The following is a 20643-nucleotide window of genomic DNA, read 5'->3' as shown; positions in this document are numbered from 1 at the left end:
CCGACCAGTTCGCGTTCACAAGCGCTTTCGGGGTGCCCTTCGTCCACAGGGGGCTCCCCCTCGGGTGCCTGACCGCCGCCGGGAGCCGAGCATCGGGAGCATGGATGTCACCGCTCCCGCCTCCGGTCCCGTCCTCGGCCCGGTCCTCGTCTCGGCCGATCCGCTGCTGGTCGCCGACGTGCAGCGGCTGTGCGCGGCCGCCGGCGTCGTTGCGGAGGTCGTCCACGACGTGACCCACGCGATGCGGCTGTGGCGCAGCGCCTCGGTGGTGCTCGTCGGTGAGGACCGGGCCGCCTCGCTGGCTGCGCTCAGCCCGCCGCGGCGCCCCCGCGTGCACGTGCTCGGCCGGTCACCGGTGGGTGACGCGATGTTCCGGGAGGCGCTCGGCGTCGGCGCGGAGTCGGTCGCCGCCCTCCCGGCCTCCGAGACCTGGCTGGTCGAGCTGCTCACCGACGTGGGCGACGGCGGTACGGCGCCAGGGGTCACGATCGGGGTGATCGGCGGCTGCGGCGGCGCCGGCGCCACCGTGTTCGCGGCAGCGCTGGCGCAGACCGCCGCCGGCCTGGGCCGGACGCTGCTGGTCGACGCCGACCCGATCGGCGCCGGCATCGACCGGGTGCTCGGGCTCGAGGGCTCCGAGGGGATCAGGTGGGACTCGATGCTGCAGACCACCGGGCGGCTGAGCTCGCGCTCCCTGCGGGAGGCCCTGCCGCGCTCGGGTGCCCTCTCGGTGCTGACCTGGCCCACGGACCGCCCCGTGTCGCTGCAAGCCTTCGCGATGCGGGAGGTCCTCTCCGCGGGACGCCGTGGCTTCGACACCGTGGTGATCGACCTGCCCCGGCACCGCGATGCCGTGATCACGGAGACCATCGGTCGATGCGACCACGTCCTGCTGGTCTCCACGCTGACCGTGCCGGGGGTCAGCTCGGCGGCACGGGTGGCGCACCGGCTGCCGGAGACGACACCGATCCGGCACCTGGTCACGCGTGGTGGGCGGGCAGGGGTCTCCCCGGAGTCGGTGAGCCGCCTGCTCCGGATGCCGTTGCTCGTGGCGATGGGTGACCAGCGCGGTCTCGACGAGGCGATCAACCTGGGAGCGGGGCCCGCCCGGTCCCGGCGGGGGACCCTCGCCCGGGCCGCCCGGTCGGCGGTGGACTCAATTCTCGAGCATCCGGGGACGGCCGCGGCATGAGCGGGGCGGTCCCGGTCGAGGACCTGTCCGGGATGGTCGACGGCGTACGCGAACGCCTCGCTCGTGACGCCGCGCCGTTGACGCCGCAGCTCGTCGCCCGCGCGCTGCGGGAGCAGGGCAGGCCGGTGGGTGACGCGACGGTCCTCGCCGTGCACGACGCCCTGAGACGCGACGTCGTGGGCGCGGGGCCGCTGGAGCCGTTGCTGCGGCTCGAGGGCGTCACCGACGTCCTGGTCAACGGCGCGGACCAGGTGTGGATCGACCGTGGCGCCGGCCTGGAGCTCACCGGGATCAGCTTCGCCGACGACCAGTCGGTACGCCGCCTGGCGCAGCGTCTCGCAGCCTCCGGGGGACGCCGGCTCGACGACGCCTCGCCCCACGTGGACCTGCGGCTGCCCGACGGCTCCCGGTTCCACGCCGTGCTCGCCCCGGTCTCGCGGCCCGGGACCGTGCTGTCCCTGCGGGTCCCGCGGCAGCGGGTGTTCACGCTGGCCGAGCTGGCGCACGCGGGCGCAGTGGCCACCGAGGGGGCAGCGCTCCTCGAGCAGGTGGTGCAGCGGCGGCTCGCCTTCCTGGTCAGCGGCGGCACCGGCTCGGGCAAGACCACGCTGCTCAACGCGCTGCTCTCGCTGGTCCCCGCCGACGAGCGCCTCGTCCTGGTCGAGGACGCCTCGGAGCTCCGGCCCGAGCACGCCCACGTGGTGGCCCTCGAGGCCCGACCGGCCAACATCGAGGGCGCCGGCGCCGTCACCCTGCAGACCCTTGTCCGCCAGGCACTGCGGATGCGCCCCGACCGGCTGGTGGTCGGAGAGGTCCGGGGGGCCGAGGTCGTCGACATGCTGGCCGCGATGAACACCGGCCACGAGGGTGGCTGCGCCACCGTGCACGCCAACTCGGCCGCCGACGTGCCCAGCCGGATCGAGGCGCTGGGACTGGCCGCGGGCCTGACCCGGGCGGCGACCCACAGCCAGCTGTACTCGGCCGTGGACCTGGTGATCCACCTCGGACGGGGCCGCGACGGCCGCCGGAGGGTCCGGGAGATCGGGGTGGTCACCCGGACCCGGGACGGCACGGTCGAGGTGGTCCCCGGTGTCAGCTTCGCGGCCGACGGGGCCCTGGTGGGCGGGCCGGCCCTGGACCGGTTGAGCGGGCTGGTCGAGTCGTGACCGCCGCCCCGGTCGCCGTGGGCGTCGCGGTCACGCTCGCGATGCTCTCGGTGTCCCTCCTGGTGCCCGGCTCACCCGGGATCAGGTCCGCTCCTGACCGGACCCGCCGGGCCATCTCGCCGGCGCTGGCGCTGACCGGCGGGAGCGCGGCGCTGCTGGTGCTCTGGTCATGGCTGACCCTGCAGACCTTCGTCCTGGTGGTGCTGCTCGCCGCCACGGCACTGGGGCTGCTGCGTGTCCTGCGCCGCCGCCGCGCCGACCGGGTGGCACAGGTGCGCAGCGACCAGGTCCTGGCGGTGTGCGACTCGATCGCCTCCGACCTCGCGGCCGGCCAGCCCCCGCTGCTGAGCCTGGACCGGGCCGCTGCGTCCTGGCCGGAGTTCGCCCCGGTGTCCGCCGCGGGGCGGATCGGGGCCGATGTGCCGGCAGCCCTGCGCGAGCTCGCGGCCAGGCCCGGGGGTCGCCAGCTGCGCACCCTCGCGGCGACCTGGCAGGTGGCGCACGAGACCGGGTCCGGGCTCGCGGCGGCGGTCGGGCAGGCGGCGGAGGCGATCCGCGCGGAGCGGCGTACCGCCCGGCTCGTCGCCGCGGAGCTGGCCGCGGCCCATGCCACGGCGCGGATGCTGGCCGCGCTCCCGTTCGGGGTGCTGCTCCTCGGCGCGGGGGTCGGTGGTGATCCTGTGGGCTTCCTGGTCGGCACCTTCCCGGGCCTGGTCTGCCTCGCCCTGGGGCTCGGGCTCTCGTTCGCGGGAATGACCTGGCTGGACCGGATCGCCGACCGGGTGCTCGGCCGATGACCTGGTGCGCCGCCGTGCTGACCGCGGGGGTGGTGCTGCTGCTGGTCCCGCGCCGCCCGACCCTGGCCCGAGCGGGTGCAGCGCCGGCCCCAGCGGAACGGTCGCAACGCGCGGGCCTGTTGCGGTTGCGTCCCGTCCTGGCCCTGGCGGGCGCCGCCGGCGGGTGGGCGATGGTCGGCGGACCCGTGGGGGTCGCGGTCGGGGTCGGTTGCGGTGCGGCGGTGTGGGTGGTTCTCGGCCGCACCGAGGACCCGGCCGTCGTACGCCGACGCGAGCAGCTCGCCGAGGACCTGCCCGTCGGGGTGGACCTGCTCGCTGCCTGCCTCGACGCCGGCGCCGCGCCCGAGTCCGCGCTGGCCTCGGTGAGCCGGGCCCTGCCCGGGCCGGTGGGGGAGGAGTTCCTCGCGATCTACCACCGGCTCGACGTCGGCGTCGATCCTGTGGTCGTCTGGCGTTCGGTCGCCGAGGACCCCCAGCTGGCGCCCCTGGGACGCGCGGTCGGCAGGGCGCACGAGACCGGGGCGCCGGTGGGCCGCGCCGTCCACCAGCTCGCCGGTGAGCTGCGCGACCGTGCGGCGGCAGAGGTGGAGACCAGGGCGCGCGGCATCGAGGTGAAGGCGGCTGCCCCTCTCGGGCTGTGCCTGCTGCCCGCGTTCGTGCTGCTCGGGGTGGTGCCCATGGTGGTGGGTGTCTTCACCTCGATGCGCCTGTTCTGAGCCCGCGGGCCGGTCTGTCGGCCGCCACGAACCGCGCACACCCGGCCGGCGTGCGGTGGTTGTCCACCACTTCGCAAGAGCTCGTCGCCGCGACGTCCTGCGCCGCGAATCCTCAACCCCGTCAGTGAATTCTCCCGGCCAGGGTGCCGGGCAACGTCAGGAGAAAGTCATGCAGAACACCACCCTCGCCCTCGTCCAGGACCAGGACTTCGACGTCCGGGACGAGGCGGGTGCCACCACCGCGGAGTACGCCACCGTCACGGGCTGCGGCGTCGGCTTCGCTGCCGTGCTGTTCAAGTTCCTCACCAGCGACGCGGGTCAGCAGCTGATCAAGCTGATCTTCAACGCCATCAAGGCCCTCCTGCCCTTCTGAGGTTCCTCCCCGGCCCGTTCCGGGCCGTTTCTCCGGCCCCCTCGATGAGGGCCGTCGACCGACCGGCGGGGTGGGATGGGCTGCCCGCCCCGCCGGTCGCACCACCGAGACCGGGACACCGGTGAACTGAGAGGAGGAGCCCATGGAGCGACGGCGGGAGGAAGGCGCCGTGACGGCCGAGACGGCGACGGCACTACCGGTGCTCGTGCTGTTCACGCTCTCGATGGCCTGGCTGGTCAGCATCGGGATCACCCAGGTGCGGGCCCTGGACGCCGCTCGCGAGTCGGCGCGGGCGGCGGCCCGCTCGGAGAGCGACGGCGTGGCGGTCGCCCTGGGGAGGCAGGTCGCAGCCCCCGGGTCGCGGATCGCTGTCACTCGTCGTGACGGGACCGTCGTGGTCCGGGTCAGCAGCCCGGTGTCCGGGCCCGCAGGGCTGTTCCGGCGTCTCGGACCGGTCGAGGTCGAAGCGCGGGCAGTGGCGGCGGAGGAGCCGTCGCGATGACTTCGGCGGGCCAGGTCGGCCGGCGCCGGGAGGACGGTGCCGGGACCGTGTTGACGGTGGCGATGATCGGGGTGCTGGTCACCGTGACCGTGGCCACCACCGGCGTCGTCGGTGTGATCGCGGGACACCGGCGCGCCCAGGCGGCGGCCGACCTCGCCGCCCTCGCTGCGGCCTCCGCCCTGCAGGACGGCCAGGACGCCTGCCGCCGGGCAGGCTCGATCGCCCGGAGCAACGGCGCTGACCTGCGTGGCTGCACCGTCGAGGGGTGGCAGGTCGCGGTGGAGGTGGTCTTCGAGGGAGTGCGGCTGCCGGGCGCGGCGATGGGGCTCGAGGCGCGTGGACGGGCCGGCCCGGTCAGTGCGCTGCCGGAGACGCCGTGAGGCCAGGGGCGTCTGTGGCGGGACGCCTCAGCGGTCGTCGCGGACGATGTCGTCGTGGCTGTCGCGCTCGTCGCGCTTGTAGGCGTCCAGCTTGTCGCTGAGCTCGCTGACCTTCTTGCGGTCCGCGCGACGGGCGGCGGCGCGCTTGGCGGCGGTGCGGAACATGCCGAGGCTGAGCACGAACAGCAGCAGGGTGCCCATCCCGGCGAAGAACACCAGCGACGTCGGACCTTCGACGTTGAAGGCTCCCAGGTCGACGAGGGTGGGCTCGTTGCCGCCGAAGAGGGCAGCGATCACCAGCAGGACGGCAATGATCAAGACGATGAGGGCGGCGACGAACACGGGGAGTTCCTCTCGAGAAGCGGTCTGCTCGACCCTAGTGGTCCGGGACGCCCGGAGCGCTCATCAACAGGAGGTCGAGCAGGACAATCGCGCCCGACTTGTCGAGCGGGTTGTTCTGGTTGCCGCACTTGGGTGACTGGACGCACGACGGACAGCCCTCCGCGCACCCGCACGAGGCGATCGCCTCCCGGGTGGCGCGGAGCCACTCGGCCGCGGCGTGGAAGCCCCGCTCCGCGAACCCCGCCCCGCCCGGGTGGCCGTCGTGGACGAACACGGTGAGCTTGCCCGTGTCGGCGTGCAGTGCGGTGGAGACCCCGCCGATGTCCCAGCGGTCGCAGGTCGCGAACAGTGGGAGCAACCCGATCGAGGCGTGCTCGGCGGCGTGCGCCGCGCCGGGAAGGTCGGCCTCGGCGAGCGCCGACTCGGCGAGCACGTCGTCGGGGAGCGTCCACCAGACCGCGGTGGTCTGCAGCACCCGCTCCGGGAGGTCGAGCGGCTCCTCGCCGATGACCTCCCCGCTGGGCACCGACCGCTTCAGGAACGAGACCACCTGGTGGGTCACCTTGACGCTGCCCAGACTGAGCCGTGCTCGGCCCCACGCGACGCTGGCGCGCTCGTCGAGGATCTCGATGTCGGTGATCTCCCGGGCCGAGGTCGAGTAGTCGGGCGCAGCCCGCTCGACGATCGCGACCGACTCGTCGAGGTCGAGCTCGGTGACCAGCCAGGTCTCGCCCTGGTGGAGGTAGACCGCTCCCGCGTGGGCGGTGCCGTGGGAGGAGGAGTGGTCGACGGTGCCGAGCACGCGACCGGTGTCGGACTCCACCAGCCGGACCGGCGTACCTCCACTGGAGCGGATGTCGGCCAGGTCGCTGGCGCGTCGTCGGTCGGTCCAGAACCAGCCGTGGGGCCGGCGGCGCAGCAGCCCGCCCTCGGTGAGCGCGTCCACGGCGGTCCGGGCGCCCGGGCCGAAGAGGGGCAGGTCCGCCACGGTCAGGGGGCTCTCGGAGGCTGCCGCGCACAGGTGCGGCCCCAGGACGTAGGGGTTGTCGGGGTCGAAGACGTTGGCCTCGACCGGTTGCCCCAGCAGCGCCTCGGGGTGGTTGACCAGGTAGGTGTCCAGCGGGTCGTCGCGGGCCACCATCACCCCCAGCGCGTCACGCGCGCCCCGGCCGGCCCGACCCACCTGCTGCCACAACGCCGCCCTGGTGCCGGGGAAGCCGGCCAGCAGCACGGCGTCGAGGCCGCTGATGTCGATGCCGAGCTCGAGGGCGTTGGTGGCGGCCAGCCCGAGCAGCCGGCCTGACCGCAGTGACTCCTCGAGCTCGCGACGCTCCTCGGGCAGGTAGCCCCCGCGGTACGCCGCCACCTGGCCGACCAGGCTCGCGTCGACCTCGCCCAGCAGGCGCCGGGCGGTCAGCGCCACCGTCTCGGCCCCCCGCCGAGACCGGACGAAGGCCAGGGTCCGCACCCGCTCGACGACCAGGTCGGTGAGCAGGTCGGCCACCTCGCTGGTCGCGGAGCGGCGTACCGGCGCACCGTTCTCGCCGTGGCCGGGCACGAACGGTGGCTCCCACAGCGCCAGGGCCACGCGGCCCCGCGGGGAGCCGTCCTCGGTGACCGAGGCCACGTCGAGCCCGGTCAGCCGGCCCGCCGAGAGCTCCGGCTCCGCGACCGTGGCCGAGGCCAGCACGAAGGTGGGGTGTGCGCCGTACAGCGCCGCCACCCGGCGCAGCCGCCGGATGATCTGGGCCACGTGGGCGCCGAAGACCCCGCGGTAGTGGTGGCACTCGTCGATCACCACGTAACGCAGGGAGGCGAAGAACCGCGACCAGCGGGCGTGTCCCGGCAGCAGCGAGTGGTGCAGCATGTCGGGGTTGGTGAGGACGTACTCCGCGTGGTCGCGGGTCCACTCCCGCATCTCGGGGGTGGAGTCGCCGTCGTGGGTGCCGCAGCGCAGGTCGGGCAGGCCGAGCCGCCGCAGGGCCGCCAGCTGGTCCTGGGCGAGCGCCTTGGTCGGAGCGAGGTAGAGCACGCTCGCGCCACGCTGACCCTTCGGCCCGCGGCTCGACTCGATCGCCTGCAGCCCGGGCAGCAGGTAGCACAGCGACTTCCCCGAGGAGGTGCCCGTGGACACCACGGTGTGCTGCCCCGAGTGGGCCAGGTCGGCCGCCGCACGCTGGTGGGACCACGGACTGAGCACGCCGACCCGCTCGAACGCCTGCTGGACGGGGGTGTCGAGCCAGGTGGGCCAGCCCGCCTCGCGGGCCGGCCGTGAGGGGCTCACCTCGAGGTGCAGCAGGCTGTCGCCACGACCGGGCGCACCGCCCAGTCGGCCCATCAGTGTCTCGAGATCCATCACCTGCACGCAGCCAGTGTTCCAGCGGGGTGTGACGGTCGGCCCCCGGCGTGGCCGCGGGCATGGTTGAATACCCACGTCTGAACGCAAGTGCAAGGGCGGGGGCCGGGCTTGGTCCCATCCCTGCTCGGAGGAGTGACCGTGGATCTTTCGCTGCAGACCCGTGAGGTCGACAGCCGCACGATCGTTGTCGTGGGCGGCGAAATCGACGTCTACACCGCTCCCAAGCTCCGGGACAAGATCACCGAGCTGGTCGGTGCGGGCCATCACGACCTCGTCATCGACATGGAGTCGGTGGACTTCCTCGACTCCACCGGGCTCGGTGTCCTCGTCGGTGGACTGAAGAAGGTCCGCGCCCACGACGGGTCGATGGAGCTGATCTGCTCCCAGGACCGGCTGCTGAAGATCTTCCGGATCACCGGGCTGGCCAAGGTGTTCACCATCCACGAGTCGGAGTCCTCGGCGCTCGGCGCCTGACCCTCCGCTCCGCCCGCCCTCTCGGGACCCACTCCCCGTCTCTCTCCCCGGGGAGTGTTGCGACACGCCCTAGGTTGGCGCGTGTGTGAGCCTTGTCACTGTGTTGGGCCGCGCGGCACGTAGACTCCGCGGCGGTCACTACTGACAACCCCGAGGAGAAACATGACCGGGCTTCCCGCTGTCGTGGACCTCGAAGGTGCCAACTTCGTTCTGGTCATCGTCGTCGCCGTGATCGCGCTCGTCGCGCTCGCGCTGGCCGCGATGTTCCGCAACGAGGTGCTGGCTGCCGACGAGGGCACCGACAACATGAAGAACATCGCGCACGCGGTGCAGGAAGGCGCCAACGCCTACCTCACCAGGCAGTTCCGCACGCTCGGCATCTTCGCCGCCATCGCGTTCGTGGCCCTGCTGGCGCTCCCCGCCGACGACGTCGCCGTCCGGATCGGCAGGTCGATCTTCTTCCTGGTCGGTGCCGGGTTCTCCGCGGCGGTCGGCTACCTGGGCATGTCGCTCGCGGTGAAGGCCAACCTCCGGGTGGCGGCAGCCGCGAACAGCCAGGGTCGTGACCCCGCGATGAAGATCGGCTTCCGGACCGGCGCCATGGTGGGCATGCTCACCGTGGGGCTCGGCCTGCTGGGCGCGAGCATCGTGGTCCTCCTGTTCAAGGACGAGGCCCCGCACGTCCTCGAGGGCTTCGGCTTCGGCGCAGCGCTGCTGGCCATGTTCATGCGTGTCGGCGGCGGCATCTTCACCAAGGCGGCCGACGTCGGCGCCGACCTCGTGGGCAAGGTCGAGAACAACATCCCCGAGGACGACCCGCGCAACGCCGCGACGATCGCCGACAACGTGGGCGACAACGTCGGTGACTGCGCCGGCATGGCAGCCGACCTGTTCGAGTCGTACGCCGTGACGCTGGTCGCCGCTCTCATCCTCGGTTCGCAGGCCTTCGGTGACGCCGGACTGGTCTACCCCCTGATGATCCCGGCGATCGGGGCGCTGACCGCCGTGCTCGGTGTCTACATCACCACCCCGCGTCCGGGTGAGAACGGCCTGACGACGATCAACCGGGCCTTCTACATCTCCGCCGCCGTCGGTGCCGTGGCCTCGGTGATCGCCTCCTACATCTACCTCCCGGGCAGCTTCGCCGACTTCGACAACGTGATGGGCACCGACATGACCGGTGCCGAGGGCGATCCCCGCCTGATCGCGTCGGCCGCAGTGGTGATCGGCATCGTGATGGCGGCCGGCATCCTCGCGCTCACCGGGTACTTCACCGGCACCGAGTACAAGCCGGTCAAGGACGTCGGCAAGACCTCCCTGACCGGGGCCGCCACCGTGATCCTGAGCGGTCTCTCCGTCGGCTTCGAGTCGGCCGTCTACACCACGCTGGTGATCGGTGCCGCGGTGTTCGGGGCGTTCCTGCTCGGTGGCGCCACCCTGACCGTCTCGCTGTTCGCGGTGGCACTGGCCGGCTGCGGCCTGCTGACCACGGTCGGCGTGATCGTGGCGATGGACACCTTCGGCCCGGTCTCCGACAACGCCCAGGGGATCGCCGAGATGTCCGGCGACGTCAGCCCCGAGGGCGCCCAGATCCTCACCGAGCTGGACGCGGTCGGCAACACCACCAAGGCGATCACCAAGGGCATCGCGATCGCCACGGCCGTGCTGGCGGCGACCGCGCTGTTCGGCTCCTACTCCACCTCGGTGGTCGAGGCGCTGCAGGACGCAAACCCCACGGACAAGGAGCTCGCGGGCCTGAGCTTCGCCGTGTTCAACCCCGGCGTCCTGGTCGGCGTGCTCCTCGGAGCGGCCGTGGTGTTCATGTTCTCCGGTCTCGCGATCAACGCCGTGGGCCGTGCTGCCGGTGCGGTCGTCTACGAGGTCCGTCGCCAGTTCCGCGACATCCCCGGGATCATGGAGGGCACCGGCCGTCCCGAGTACGGCAAGGTCGTCGACATCGTCACCAAGGACTCGCTGCGCGAGCTGGTCACCCCGGGCCTGCTGGCCGTGCTGGCTCCGATCGCGGTCGGGTTCGGCCTCGGCGTCACAGCCCTCGCCGGCTTCCTGGCCGGCGCGATCGGCACCGGCACCCTGATGGCGGTCTTCCTGGCCAACTCCGGTGGTGCCTGGGACAACGCCAAGAAGCTGGTGGAGGACGGTCACCACGGTGGCAAGGGCTCCGCCGCGCACGAGGCGACGATCATCGGCGACACCGTCGGTGACCCGTTCAAGGACACCGCCGGCCCGGCGATCAACCCGCTGATCAAGGTGATGAACCTGGTCTCGCTGCTGATCGCCAGCGCCGTGGTCTCGATGAGCCTCGGGGACGACCAGAACGACGTCCTCCGCGTGCTGATCGCCCTGGTCGCGGTGGCGATCATCGTGGTCGCGGTGGTGATCTCCAAGCGTCGCGGCAACGTGATGACCGACGAGGCACCGGCCCCCAACCAGTCCGCCGCCTGACGTCCCGCTCCAGCACGCTGAGCGGGCACGAACGATCCGCCGTACGACGCCGACCGGGCACTTCTGTTCCGCAGGAGTGCCCGGTCGCGTGCTACCGCGGGACGTTGGTGCCCGGTCGGCGGATAGCGTTCAGGGGTGATCCAGGATGACTGAGCCCACCTCCCGACCTTCCTCTTCATCACCCGGGTCCTCGTCCGGGCTGGCCTCGCGGTTGCGGGAGGCGCTGGTGGCCGTGGACTTCACCTACGACGCCGTCGCCGCCCTGCTCGGTACGACGGCGCACGCGGCCCTGTCGCGCAACGAGACCCTGCCCGGCCTGCGTGCCACCGGTGGCGGGACCCCGATCGAGACGCTGACCCGGCTGTGGCTGCTCCAGGCGCCGGTACCGGTGCGCGAGGTGGAGCGGGCGCTGCCGGGCCTGCTCGACCCGCTGTGCAACGCCGGCATGCTCGAGCGCTCCGTCGGGGAGGTGCGCGCCCGGGTCGACGTACGCCCCTACGCCTCCGACGACCTCGACCTGTGGGTGACCAGCGACCTCACGCCCGGTCTCGACGGGCGACCGGCGCTGGTCGGTACCGACCACGTCCTCGGGATCAGCTCAGCGGCCACCTCGCTGGCCCAGCTGACCGTGCGCGAGCCCGTCGGATGCTCCCTGGACCTCGGGACCGGCTGCGGCGTCCAGGCGCTGCACCTCGCGGCCCACTCCGGGCAGGTGGTGGCCACCGACGTGAACCGCAGGGCGCTGCGGCTGACCCGGTTCAACGCGGAGCTCAACGGGCTCGCGGACCGGATCGACGTCCGCGAGGGCAGCTACTTCGAGCCGGTGGCCGGCGAGCTGTTCGACCTCGTCGCGACCAACCCGCCCTTCGTGATCTCCCCGGGCACCGGGGAGCGGCTGGTCTACCGCGACTCCGGGCTCCCCGGCGACCGCGTCGTGGAGGACATCGTCCGGGCCGTCCCGCGTTTCCTCGCCGAGGGCGGCACCGGCCAGGTCCTGGCCAACTGGATGGTGCTGCGCGACCAGCCGTGGGACGAGCGGCTGGCGACCTGGATCCAGGACTGCGACGCCTGGGTGGTCCAGCGCGAGGTCGTCGACCTGCCCACCTACGTCGAGCTGTGGCTCAAGGACGCCGGCCTGCACGGGGCGCCTGACTACCACCAACGCTACGACACCTGGCTGTCCTGGTTCGAGGAGCAGGGTGCCGAGGCGGTGGGCTTCGGCTGGATCAACCTGCGCAAGCTCGCCGCCGGCGCGGGGGTGCAGCCGACGCTGCGCCTGGAGGACTGGCCCTATGACGTCGAGCAGCCCATCGGGCCCGAGGTCACTGCCCTGTTCGACCGCACGGCCGCGTTGCGCGACCTCGACGACGACGCGCTCGGAGCCACCCACCTCGTGGCCCGCGCCGACCTGCGCCAGGAGTCGTACGGCGCACCCGGTGCCGCCGACCCGCAGGAGATCGTGCTCCGTCAGCAGCGGTGGACCCGGCGCGCCCGTCAGGTCGACACCGTCGAGGCGGCGCTGGTCGGCGCCTGCGACGGCGAGCTGTCGGTGGTCCAGGTCCTCGACGCGCTGGCCTATCTCCTCGAGCAGGACGGTGAGCAGGTGCGGACCACCTACCTTCCCGTGGTGCGCGCGCTCGTCACCGAGGGGTTCCTCGAGCTGCCCACCGCGGCGGTCGAGGACGCATCACCGCTGCTCCACTAGGTGGCGGTGCGTAGCGTGGTCGGGGTGCGTGTCCCGCACTGAACAGAACAGTGGCCCTCACGTGGCCCCTACGGGGCCTTCGAGGCCACGACTGGACAGGGACTGGGCGGGGTGTGCAACAGCGTTGCCCAGACGCGCTACCTTGACGGGGCTCGAGGCTGCCGCACCGGCCCTCGGGGATCGACCGCAGGCAAAGGACTAACCAACAAGTGGCACACAAGCTCGTCATCGTCGAGTCACCGGCCAAGGCCCGCACCATCGCGGGATACCTCGGCCGGGGCTACGTCGTGGAGTCCTCCATCGGACACATCCGCGACCTCCCGCAGAGCGCCGCGGACATCCCGGCCAAGCTGAAGGGCGAGTCCTGGGCGCGCCTCGGCGTCGACGTGGACCACGACTTCGAGCCGGTGTACGTGGTCTCCCGCGACAAGAAGTCCCACATGACCAAGCTCAAGGGACTGCTCAAGGACGCCGACGAGCTCTACCTCGCCACCGATGAGGACCGCGAGGGCGAGGCGATCGCCTGGCACCTCTTCGACGAGCTCAAGCCCAAGGTGCCCGTGCACCGGATGGTGTTCCACGAGATCACGCCCAGCGCGATCCAGGCGGCCGTGGAGAACCCGCGCGAGATCGACATGGACCTCGTCGAGGCCCAGGAGGCCCGACGGATCCTCGACCGCCTCTATGGCTACGAGGTCAGCCCGGTGCTGTGGCGCAAGGTGATGTCCGGCCTCTCCGCCGGCCGCGTCCAGTCGGTCGCCACCCGGCTGGTCGTCGACCGCGAGCGGGAGCGGATGAAGTTCCGCGTCGCGTCGTACTGGGACCTCGAGGCCACCTTCGACGCCGGCGAGAAGCACGAGCAGCGGATGTTCCCGGCCAAGCTGCACTCGATCGACGAGACCCGGGTGGCCCGCGGCAGCGACTTCGGCCCCGACGGCGAGCTGAAGTCCACCGGCAAGCAGGTCGTCCACCTCACCAAGACCCGCGCCGAGGCGCTGGCCGAGGCCCTGCACGACACCGAGTTCGCGGTGCGCTCGGTGGAGTCCAAGCCCTACACCCGCAAGCCCTACGCCCCGTTCCGTACGACGACGCTGCAGCAGGAGGCCAGCCGCAAGATGGGCTACGGCGCCTCCCGGACGATGTCGATCGCCCAGCGGCTCTACGAGAACGGCTACATCACCTACATGCGTACCGACTCCACGACGCTCTCGGAGACGGCCGTCAACGCAGCGCGCTCGCAGGCCCGGGACCTCTACGGCGCGGAGTACATCCCCGACGCCCCCCGCACCTACACCTCCAAGGTGAAGAACGCCCAGGAGGCGCACGAGGCGATCCGCCCCGCCGGTGACTCGTTCCGTACGCCGGCCCAGACCGGCCTGACCGGTGACGAGTTCCGGCTCTACGAGCTGATCTGGATGCGCACGATCGCCTCGCAGATGAAGGACGCCGTCGGCAACTCCGTGACGATCCGTCTCGGCGGAGCCGCCCGCACCGGCGAGGACGTCGTGTTCTCCGCCAGTGGTCGCGTGATCACCTTCCACGGGTTCCTCAAGGCCTACGTGGAGGGCAGCGACGACGCCGACGCCGCCCGGGACGACCAGGAGACCCGGCTGCCCAACGTCGCCGAGGGCGACTCGGTCAGCGCCGCGAACATCCGCGCCGAGGGCCACTCGACCAAGCCGCCGTCGCGCTACACCGAGGCCACGCTGATCAAGGAGCTCGAGGAGCGCGAGATCGGCCGCCCCTCGACGTACGCCTCGATCATCGGCACGATCCTCAACCGCGGCTACGTCTACAAGAAGGGGACCGCTCTGGTCCCCGCCTGGCTGGCGTTCTCGGTCGTCCGGCTGCTCGAGGAGCACTTCTCCCGGCTGGTGTCCTACGAGTTCACCGCCACGATGGAGGACGTGCTCGACGACATCGCCGGTGGGCGACGCGACCGGATCACCGAGCTCGGCGAGTTCTACTTCGGCACCGGCGACGTCGAGGGCCTCAAGAAGCTCGTCTCCGAGCTCGGGGAGATCGACGCCAAGGAGCTCGCGACCTTCCCGGTCGGCGGGCCCGACAGCGGCGTACACCTCCGCGTGGGCAAGTACGGTCCCTACCTCGAGGGTCCCGGCGAGGACGGCACCCCGTTCGCGGTCAAGGCGAACGTGCCCGACGACCTCCCGCCGGACGAGCTCACCCTGGACAAGGCCAAGGAGCTGCTGGCCAGCCCTGCGGGTGAGGAGATCCCGCTCGGGACGCACCCGGAGACCGGGCTGGAGGTCGTGGCCAAGAACGGCCGCTACGGCCCCTACGTCACCGAGCTGCTGCCCGAGGACGCGCCCAAGAACGCCAAGCCCCGCACCGGCTCGCTGTTCAAGGACATGTCGCTGGAGACGATCGACCTGGCCCAGGCGGTCAAGCTGCTCTCCCTCCCGCGGGTGGTCGGCAAGGACGCCGAGGGCGTCGAGATCACCGCGCAGAACGGCCGCTACGGGCCCTACCTGAAGAAGGGCACCGACTCGCGCTCCCTGGAGAGCGAGGACCAGCTGTTCACGATCACCGAGGAGCAGGCGCTCGCGATCTACGCCCAGCCCAAGCAGCGTGGGCGCGCCGCGGCCGCCCCGCCGCTCAAGGAGCTCGGCAACGACCCCGTCTCCGGTGCGCCGGTCGTGGTCAAGGCCGGTCGCTTCGGTGAGTACGTCACCGACGGCGAGTACAACGCGACGCTGCGCAAGGAGGACTCGGTCGAGTCCATCACGATCGCGCGCGCCGCCGAGCTGCTCGCCGAGCGCCGCGCGAAGGGCCCGGCCAAGAAGGCGGCCAAGCGCGGGGCGAAGAAGGCACCTGCCAAGAAGGCCGCGAAGAAGACGACCGCCAAGAAGTCGACCAAGAAGGTGGCGGCGAAGAAGAGCTGACCCGCCGGGTCGGCCCTGGCCCGCACATTTGTTGGGTTGTGACGTTCGATCAGCTGGATTGGACGGTCCGATCCCACATTTGTGGAGTTGGGGCGGCGTCGGAGCCTTCCTCGTCGCTCGGACCCCACATTTGTTGGGTCGTGACGTCCAGATCGTTCGGCTGACTGCTCCAACCCAACATTTGTGCGGTCCCGCCACCAGCAGGAACAACCCCACCCCACCGCCCCCTAGGCTGACCCCGTGTCCGAACGGTTCCCCGGCGTCTACGCCGAGCGCGGTGTCTTCGTCTGCTTCGAGGGCGGCGAGGGCGCCGGGAAGTCCACCCAGTCGCGGCTGCTGCGCCAGCGGCTCGAGGCCGAGGGCCACGTGGTGCTCCTGACCCGCGAGCCCGGTGGCACCCCCGTCGGCTCCGAGGTGCGCAGGATCGTGCTCGACCCCGCCACCGGCGCCCTGGCCGACCGCACCGAGGCCCTGCTGTACGCCGCGGACAAGGCCGAGCACGTGCACTCCGTCGTGGGCCCCGCGCTGGAACGCGGCGAGGTCGTGCTCACCGACCGCTACGTCGACTCGACGCTCGCCTACCAAGGGGCCGGCCGTTCCCTGGACAGCGGCGAGCTCGAGTGGGTGGCGCGCTGGGCCACCGGCGACCTGCGCCCCCACCTGACCGTGCTGCTGGACCTCGAGCCGAGCCGGGGCTTCGACCGGTTCGTGGGACGTGACCGCATCGAGGGCGAGTCGATCGAGTTCCACGAGCGGGTGCGGGGCGAGTTCCTGCGTCTGGCGGCCGCCGACCCCGAGCACTACCTCGTCCTCGACGCCCGTTCGCCGGTCGAGGAGATCGCCGACGCGGTCCACGCCCGCCTCGCCCCACAGCTGAGCGTGCTGCGATGACCGCGCCCGCCGGGTCGGGCACCGTCTGGGACCGGCTCGTCGGCCAGGGGGCCCTGATCGAGAGGCTCCAGCGAGCGGTCGCCGGGGACATGTCCCACGCGTGGCTGTTCACCGGCCCGCCCGGCTCCGGCCGCTCCAACGCGGCGATCGCGTTCGCGGCCGCGCTGGAGTGCGAGCGGGGTGGGTGCGGGCAGTGCCACTCCTGCCACGAGGTCGACGTCGGGTCGCATCCCGACGTACGCATCACCCGCACCGAGAAGCTCTCGATCGGCGTCGACGAGGTCCGTGAGCTGGTCCGCAGCTCCGCGCTGGCGCCCGTGGGCAACCGGTGGCAGGTGATGGTCGTCGAGGACGCCGACAGGCTCACCGACCATGCCGCAAACGCGCTGCTCAAGGCGATCGAGGAGCCGACCGAGCGCACCGTCTGGCTGCTGTGCGCGCCCACGGTCGAGGACGTGCTGCCGACGATCCGCTCGCGCACCCGCCTGGTCGTGCTGGCCACGCCGTCGGTCGACGACGTGACCGACTTCCTCGTGAGCACCGAGGGCATCGGGGTGGAGACCGCGTCGTACGCCGCCCGCGCCAGCCAGGGCCACATCGGGCGGGCCCGCGCCCTCGCGCGTGACGAGAACACCCGGCGGCGCCGACGCGAGGTCGTCGCGATCCCGACCCGGCTCCGTTCGCTGGGGGCGTGCGTGGCCGCGGCCGCCGACCTGCACGACCTCGCCAAGGAGGAGGCCGACGCGCTCACCAACGAGCACGACCAGCGCGAGAAGGCCGACCTGGACCGCGCCTACGGCGTCGTCGAGCGCGGGCGCCGCCCGCGGGAGTACGCCCCGGCCCTGCGTGACCTGGAGAAGTCCCAGAAGACGCGTGCCAAGCGGCGGGTGCTCGACGTCGTCGACCGCGGGCTGATGGACGTGGTCTCGGTCTACCGTGACGTGCTCGCCGTCCAGCTCGGCGCGCACACCGAGCTGGTCAACGAGGAGTTGCGCACCGACGTGCTCGCGCTGGCCCAGAGCTCCACCGCCGAGCAGAACCTCGCCCGCATCGAGGCGATCTTCGAGGCCCGCGAGCAGATGCTGGAGTTCAACGTGCCGCCGCTGCTGGCGCTGGAGTCGATGATGGTCGCCCTCCGCCTCGGCTGAGAGCGCCCTCGGCCCGATTGTGGCCACCGCCTACTGTTGCGCCCATGTCGGATTCCCCGCCGTCCCCGCCACGCCGTACCCAAAAACCAGCCACCGTCATCATCGCGCTGGTTCTCGTCGTGGCCCTCGCGGTGACCGCGGTCGGGGTCGCGGGACTGACCGCGTGGTCGCTGTTCACCGACAACGACGAGGACTCCGGCCAGACCACCAAGCTGGCTGACCCGCCCGAACCCAGCACCGCGGCCGAGGAGCCGGAGTACCCCGCCGAGCTGGCCGAGTTCTACGAGCAGGACCTCGACTGGCGCCCCTGCGGCGAGGGCCAGGACCAGTGCGTGCGGCTGAAGGTCCCCCTGGACTACGCCAAGCCCGACAAGACGACGATCGACCTCGCGGTGCTGCGGGTCCCGGCGACCAACCGCAAGCAGCGGGTGGGGCAGCTGGTGGTCAACCCGGGCGGCCCCGGTGGCTCCGGGACCAGCTATGCGGCGGCGGGGTCGGGTGCGTTCGGCGAGACGCTGAGCCGCTACTTCGACATCGTCGGCTTCGACCCCCGCGGGGTCGCGAACAGCACCCCGCTCAAGTGCGCCGACACCGCCGGGACCGACAAGTTCCTCTCCGCCGACCCCGACCCGGACACTCCCGCCGAGGCCGACCGCCTGGTGGAGCTCACTCGGGAGTTCGGCGAGGCGTGCCTCGACGCCAGCGGCGACCTGGCGCGGCACATGTCCACGGTCGAGGCGGCCAAGGACATGGACATCCTGCGCGCCGCGCTGGGCGAGCGGCAGCTCGACTACCTCGGCGCCTCCTACGGCACCTTCCTGGGCGCGACCTACGCCGACCTGTTCCCCAAGCGCGTACGCCGGATGGTGCTTGACGGCGCCGTGGATCCCGCCCAGGACACCAAGGAGGCGAACCTGAGCCAGGCGCGCGGCTTCCAGACCGCGCTGCGCGCCTACCTGCGCGACTGTGTCGACCAGGGGGACTGCGTGGTGGGGAAGACCGTCAAGGAGGGGGAGCGCCGGATCAAGGACCTGCTCGCCCAGATCGATGCCAAGCCGCTGCCGACGGCCGACGGGCGCGAGCTCACCGAGGGACTGGCGCTGTACGGCATCATCTTCCCGCTCTACGTCGAGCAGTACTGGCCGCTGCTGACGGCGGCCCTCAAGCAGGCCATCGACGACGGCAAGGGGGACTCGCTGCTCCAGCTCGCCGACGAGTACGCCTCCCGAGGGCCCAACGGCTACAAGAACAACGCGATGGCCGCGCTGATCGCCGTGAACTGCCTGGACCGTGACGAGGGGGTCCCGGTCGAGGACGTCCCGCGCGAGTTCGCCGACTTCGAGAAGGCCGCGCCCACGTTCGCCCGCCTGTTCGCCTACAGCCTGGCCACCTGCAAGGCGTGGCCCGTGCACACCGGCACCAAGGCGAGCGCGCTCGACGCCAAGGGCGCCCCGCCGATCCTCGTGGTCGGTACGACGCGCGACCCGGCCACGCCGTACGCCCAGGCCGTCGCGCTGGCCGGCCAGCTGGACTCCGGCGTACTGCTCACCCGTGACGGCGACGGCCACACCGGCTTCAGGCAGGGCAACCAGTGCGTGGACAAGGCGATCGAGGGCTACCTGGTCGCGGGCAAGGTCCCCAAGGACGGACTCACCTGCTGACCGGCGGGGTCACGGCGCCGCGCGGCGTCGAGGGGGTATCCCGGTTTGGAGACCGGGGTGCCCCCCGCCCTATACTCGTCCGGCGTGCCCGGCTGATCGGCCGGGCTCTGCGCCGCCTTAGCTCAGTCGGTAGAGCGTCTCACTCGTAATGAGAAGGTCATCGGTTCGATTCCGATAGGCGGCTCCATCCCCAAACCGCCTCCCACCTGCGAAACCACGACGGCGGTGGCAAGAACCCATCAATGTCATTGCGTGCTCCTCGTCTGCTGCGCACCCCCCCGCGCCCCCCAGCGCGTTGAGACGGTCCAAACTGGCCCGGTCTGCGGGCGATCCGAGGTGGTGCAGGTAGATGTTGGTGGTGGCGATCGACGCGTGCCCGAGCCAGGCCTTGACGGTGACCGGGTCGACCCCCTTCCCCAGCCACAGGTAGGCCGCCGTGTGCCGAAGGTCGTGGATGCGCCGACCAGGGGCGACCGTCGACCAGTGGTACGGCGTCTCCGCCGCCTCCAGCAACCAGGGCTTGCGCGGCAAGCTGCACCTGGCCAGGACCGCAGCGCTGATGCCTCTGTTCCACCCGGTGCCGCTCATGAACGCCAACCAGGGCGCCTTCGGGGTCAACCTCGGGCACATGTGGGGGACGAGGTCGACAGGCTGCGCCGCTGGATGGGGCAGGTGCTCGAGGGCGTCGGGTCCGGTTGGGTGCGTCCGCACGTCGACTCGTCGTACCCCCTGGCCGACGCGGGCCGGGCCCACGAGCACATCGAGGCTCGCCGCAGCACCGGCAAGGTCGTGCTGGAGCCCTGAGGTGACGCCGCCGCTGACCAGAAGCCGATCCTGCGCCCAAGTGAAGGAGGTGCACGTCGCCGAGTAGGGCTGGCCTCGGGCAGCTGCGCCCCACGCCTGCACCCCTCATGGCTCACGGCAGCCATCCCGGAGCGACATCGACGGGGGGACGAGACACCCCCGAGATGGCCGCTCACTTGAAGTTTTTGCGCAATGTTGCAGTCCGTCAAACGGTGGACTAGATCGCGTCTCAGGTGGGGTGCCGGAACGGACTGTCGACTGATAGTGAGGACCCATGCTCTTCTCAGGGCGGATGCGTGGCGACGCGCAGGCGGCAGCTTGCGGGGGGCTCTCGGCTGCGCCGTCCCTGAGGTTCTTCTACCGTCTGTTCCTCCTCCTTGGGGCGACCTTCGTCGCCGTCTTGCTCGCCACCGGCCCGGCCGATGCCGAAGAAGGCTCCGGTCTGCTAGGCGAGGTGTCTGTGAGCAGCGGGATCGAGTCGCAGCGCGTCACCGAGACGGTCGAGCAGGCGACCGAGACCGTCATGGAGACGGCTGAGCCGGTGGCTGAGAGGGTGGAGCCGGTCACTGAGACGGTGACGTCGACGACTGGGCCGGCCACCGAGCCGGTTGTTGAGCCGGTTGTTGAGGTTGTCGAGCCGGTCGTTGAGCCGGTGGTCGAGGTTGTCGAGCCGGTCGTCGAGCCGGTCGTCGAGCCGGTTGTTGAGCCGGTTGTTGAGCCGGTTGTTGAGCCGGTCGTCGAGCCGGTTGTTGAGCCGGTGGTCGAGG

The 20643-nt window shown here is 71.8% G+C and carries 18 protein-coding genes, 1 tRNA gene and 1 pseudogene; 17 read left to right on the top strand and 3 right to left on the bottom strand.

Annotation, left to right across the window (positions count from 1 at the left end):
* The first annotated feature begins 100 nt into the window (after window positions 1-100).
* The 7 genes from ssd (at window position 101) to AC4BGB_RS21330 (ending at window position 5126) form a co-directional block, all read left to right on the top strand.
* The gene (gene ssd / locus AC4BGB_RS21360) at window positions 101-1192 is read left to right on the top strand and encodes a septum site-determining protein Ssd (RefSeq protein WP_490549063.1); all 1092 of its coding nucleotides are present in this window, start codon (window positions 101-103) and stop codon (window positions 1190-1192) included.
* Window positions 1189-2358, top strand: a complete 1170-nt coding sequence (locus tag AC4BGB_RS21355) for a TadA family conjugal transfer-associated ATPase (RefSeq protein ID WP_490549061.1) — start codon at window positions 1189-1191, stop codon at window positions 2356-2358. The genes ssd and AC4BGB_RS21355 overlap by 4 nt, the downstream gene beginning before the upstream one ends.
* Window positions 2355-3155 (top strand): type II secretion system F family protein, encoded by an 801-nt coding sequence (locus tag AC4BGB_RS21350; protein WP_490549060.1) that lies wholly within the window; start codon window positions 2355-2357, stop codon window positions 3153-3155. The genes AC4BGB_RS21355 and AC4BGB_RS21350 overlap by 4 nt, the downstream gene beginning before the upstream one ends.
* The gene (locus AC4BGB_RS21345; RefSeq protein ID WP_490549058.1) at window positions 3152-3871 is read left to right on the top strand and encodes a type II secretion system F family protein; all 720 of its coding nucleotides are present in this window, start codon (window positions 3152-3154) and stop codon (window positions 3869-3871) included. The genes AC4BGB_RS21350 and AC4BGB_RS21345 overlap by 4 nt, the downstream gene beginning before the upstream one ends.
* Window positions 3872-4040: 169 nt before the next feature.
* A complete protein-coding gene (locus AC4BGB_RS21340) occupies window positions 4041-4244 on the top strand; it encodes a DUF4244 domain-containing protein (protein ID WP_490549057.1) in 204 nt (67 codons plus the stop codon).
* A gap of 142 nt (window positions 4245-4386) precedes the next feature.
* The gene (locus AC4BGB_RS21335; RefSeq protein WP_490549056.1) at window positions 4387-4746 is read left to right on the top strand and encodes a TadE family type IV pilus minor pilin; all 360 of its coding nucleotides are present in this window, start codon (window positions 4387-4389) and stop codon (window positions 4744-4746) included.
* Entirely contained in the window at window positions 4743-5126 is a 384-nt protein-coding gene (locus AC4BGB_RS21330) for an Rv3654c family TadE-like protein (RefSeq protein WP_490549055.1), read from the top strand. The genes AC4BGB_RS21335 and AC4BGB_RS21330 overlap by 4 nt, the downstream gene beginning before the upstream one ends.
* Before the next feature lie 27 nt (window positions 5127-5153).
* Here the strand turns inward: AC4BGB_RS21330 and AC4BGB_RS21325 are convergent, their stop codons facing one another.
* Window positions 5154-5468, bottom strand: coding sequence for a hypothetical protein (locus AC4BGB_RS21325; protein ID WP_490549054.1), 315 nt, complete (start codon window positions 5466-5468; stop codon window positions 5154-5156).
* Window positions 5469-5502: 34 nt separating this feature from the next.
* On the bottom strand, window positions 5503-7824 hold the full coding sequence (locus tag AC4BGB_RS21320) for a DEAD/DEAH box helicase (protein ID WP_490549053.1): 2322 nt from the start codon (window positions 7822-7824) through the stop codon (window positions 5503-5505).
* A gap of 141 nt (window positions 7825-7965) precedes the next feature.
* Between AC4BGB_RS21320 and AC4BGB_RS21315 the strand changes: the two genes are divergently transcribed.
* The 8 genes from AC4BGB_RS21315 (at window position 7966) to AC4BGB_RS21280 (ending at window position 19259) form a co-directional block, all read left to right on the top strand.
* Window positions 7966-8301, top strand: coding sequence for an STAS domain-containing protein (locus tag AC4BGB_RS21315; RefSeq protein WP_490549052.1), 336 nt, complete (start codon window positions 7966-7968; stop codon window positions 8299-8301).
* A gap of 162 nt (window positions 8302-8463) precedes the next feature.
* Entirely contained in the window at window positions 8464-10764 is a 2301-nt protein-coding gene (locus AC4BGB_RS21310; protein ID WP_490549051.1) for a sodium-translocating pyrophosphatase, read from the top strand.
* Window positions 10765-10909: 145 nt separating this feature from the next.
* Complete coding sequence (locus AC4BGB_RS21305; protein WP_490549049.1) at window positions 10910-12469, top strand: DUF7059 domain-containing protein; 1560 nt, start codon at window positions 10910-10912, stop codon at window positions 12467-12469.
* 209 nt (window positions 12470-12678) lie between these two features.
* Entirely contained in the window at window positions 12679-15372 is a 2694-nt protein-coding gene (topA, locus tag AC4BGB_RS21300) for a type I DNA topoisomerase (RefSeq protein ID WP_490549048.1), read from the top strand.
* A gap of 240 nt (window positions 15373-15612) precedes the next feature.
* A complete protein-coding gene (gene tmk, locus AC4BGB_RS21295; protein ID WP_490549047.1) occupies window positions 15613-16263 on the top strand; it encodes a dTMP kinase in 651 nt (216 codons plus the stop codon).
* Window positions 16260-17411 (top strand): DNA polymerase III subunit delta', encoded by a 1152-nt coding sequence (locus AC4BGB_RS21290; protein WP_490549046.1) that lies wholly within the window; start codon window positions 16260-16262, stop codon window positions 17409-17411. Before tmk ends, AC4BGB_RS21290 begins: the two co-directional genes overlap by 4 nt.
* A 44-nt stretch (window positions 17412-17455) precedes the next feature.
* Window positions 17456-19072, top strand: coding sequence for an alpha/beta hydrolase (locus tag AC4BGB_RS21285; protein WP_490549045.1), 1617 nt, complete (start codon window positions 17456-17458; stop codon window positions 19070-19072).
* A 111-nt stretch (window positions 19073-19183) separates the two neighbouring features.
* A tRNA-Thr gene (locus tag AC4BGB_RS21280) sits at window positions 19184-19259 on the top strand.
* A 161-nt stretch (window positions 19260-19420) separates the two neighbouring features.
* On the opposite strand, the pseudogene AC4BGB_RS21275 reads toward AC4BGB_RS21280, so the two are convergent.
* A pseudogene (locus AC4BGB_RS21275) lies at window positions 19421-19660 on the bottom strand (tyrosine-type recombinase/integrase); the annotation flags it as partial.
* A gap of 42 nt (window positions 19661-19702) precedes the next feature.
* Here AC4BGB_RS21275 and AC4BGB_RS21270 point away from each other — a divergent pair.
* The gene (locus AC4BGB_RS21270; RefSeq protein WP_490549044.1) at window positions 19703-19876 is read left to right on the top strand and encodes a zinc-binding dehydrogenase; all 174 of its coding nucleotides are present in this window, start codon (window positions 19703-19705) and stop codon (window positions 19874-19876) included.
* Window positions 19877-20150: 274 nt separating this feature from the next.
* Window positions 20151-20643: hypothetical protein (locus tag AC4BGB_RS21265; protein WP_490549042.1), on the top strand; the 493-nt coding region annotated here is incomplete at its 3' end.

The organism is Nocardioides sp. Z30_9, from assembly GCF_058215735.1.
The sequence above is the reverse complement of the archived record's forward strand: the minus strand, read 5'-3'. Positions and strand labels throughout refer to the sequence as shown.

Excerpts from the sequence above, each read along its gene's own strand:
- AC4BGB_RS21355 (WP_490549061.1), top strand. The coding sequence starts at position 1,189 with ATGAGCGGGGCGGTCCCGGTCGAGGACCTGTCCGGGATGGTCGACGGC.
- AC4BGB_RS21305 (WP_490549049.1), top strand. The coding sequence starts at position 10,910 with ATGACTGAGCCCACCTCCCGACCTTCCTCTTCATCACCCGGGTCCTCG.
- AC4BGB_RS21320 (WP_490549053.1), bottom strand. The coding sequence starts at position 7,824 with ATGGATCTCGAGACACTGATGGGCCGACTGGGCGGTGCGCCCGGTCGT.
- AC4BGB_RS21310 (WP_490549051.1), top strand. The coding sequence starts at position 8,464 with ATGACCGGGCTTCCCGCTGTCGTGGACCTCGAAGGTGCCAACTTCGTT.
- AC4BGB_RS21285 (WP_490549045.1), top strand. The coding sequence starts at position 17,456 with ATGTCGGATTCCCCGCCGTCCCCGCCACGCCGTACCCAAAAACCAGCC.
- AC4BGB_RS21345 (WP_490549058.1), top strand. The coding sequence starts at position 3,152 with ATGACCTGGTGCGCCGCCGTGCTGACCGCGGGGGTGGTGCTGCTGCTG.
- AC4BGB_RS21330 (WP_490549055.1), top strand. The coding sequence starts at position 4,743 with ATGACTTCGGCGGGCCAGGTCGGCCGGCGCCGGGAGGACGGTGCCGGG.
- AC4BGB_RS21290 (WP_490549046.1), top strand. The coding sequence starts at position 16,260 with ATGACCGCGCCCGCCGGGTCGGGCACCGTCTGGGACCGGCTCGTCGGC.
- AC4BGB_RS21340 (WP_490549057.1), top strand. The coding sequence starts at position 4,041 with ATGCAGAACACCACCCTCGCCCTCGTCCAGGACCAGGACTTCGACGTC.
- ssd (WP_490549063.1), top strand. The coding sequence starts at position 101 with ATGGATGTCACCGCTCCCGCCTCCGGTCCCGTCCTCGGCCCGGTCCTC.
- AC4BGB_RS21335 (WP_490549056.1), top strand. The coding sequence starts at position 4,387 with ATGGAGCGACGGCGGGAGGAAGGCGCCGTGACGGCCGAGACGGCGACG.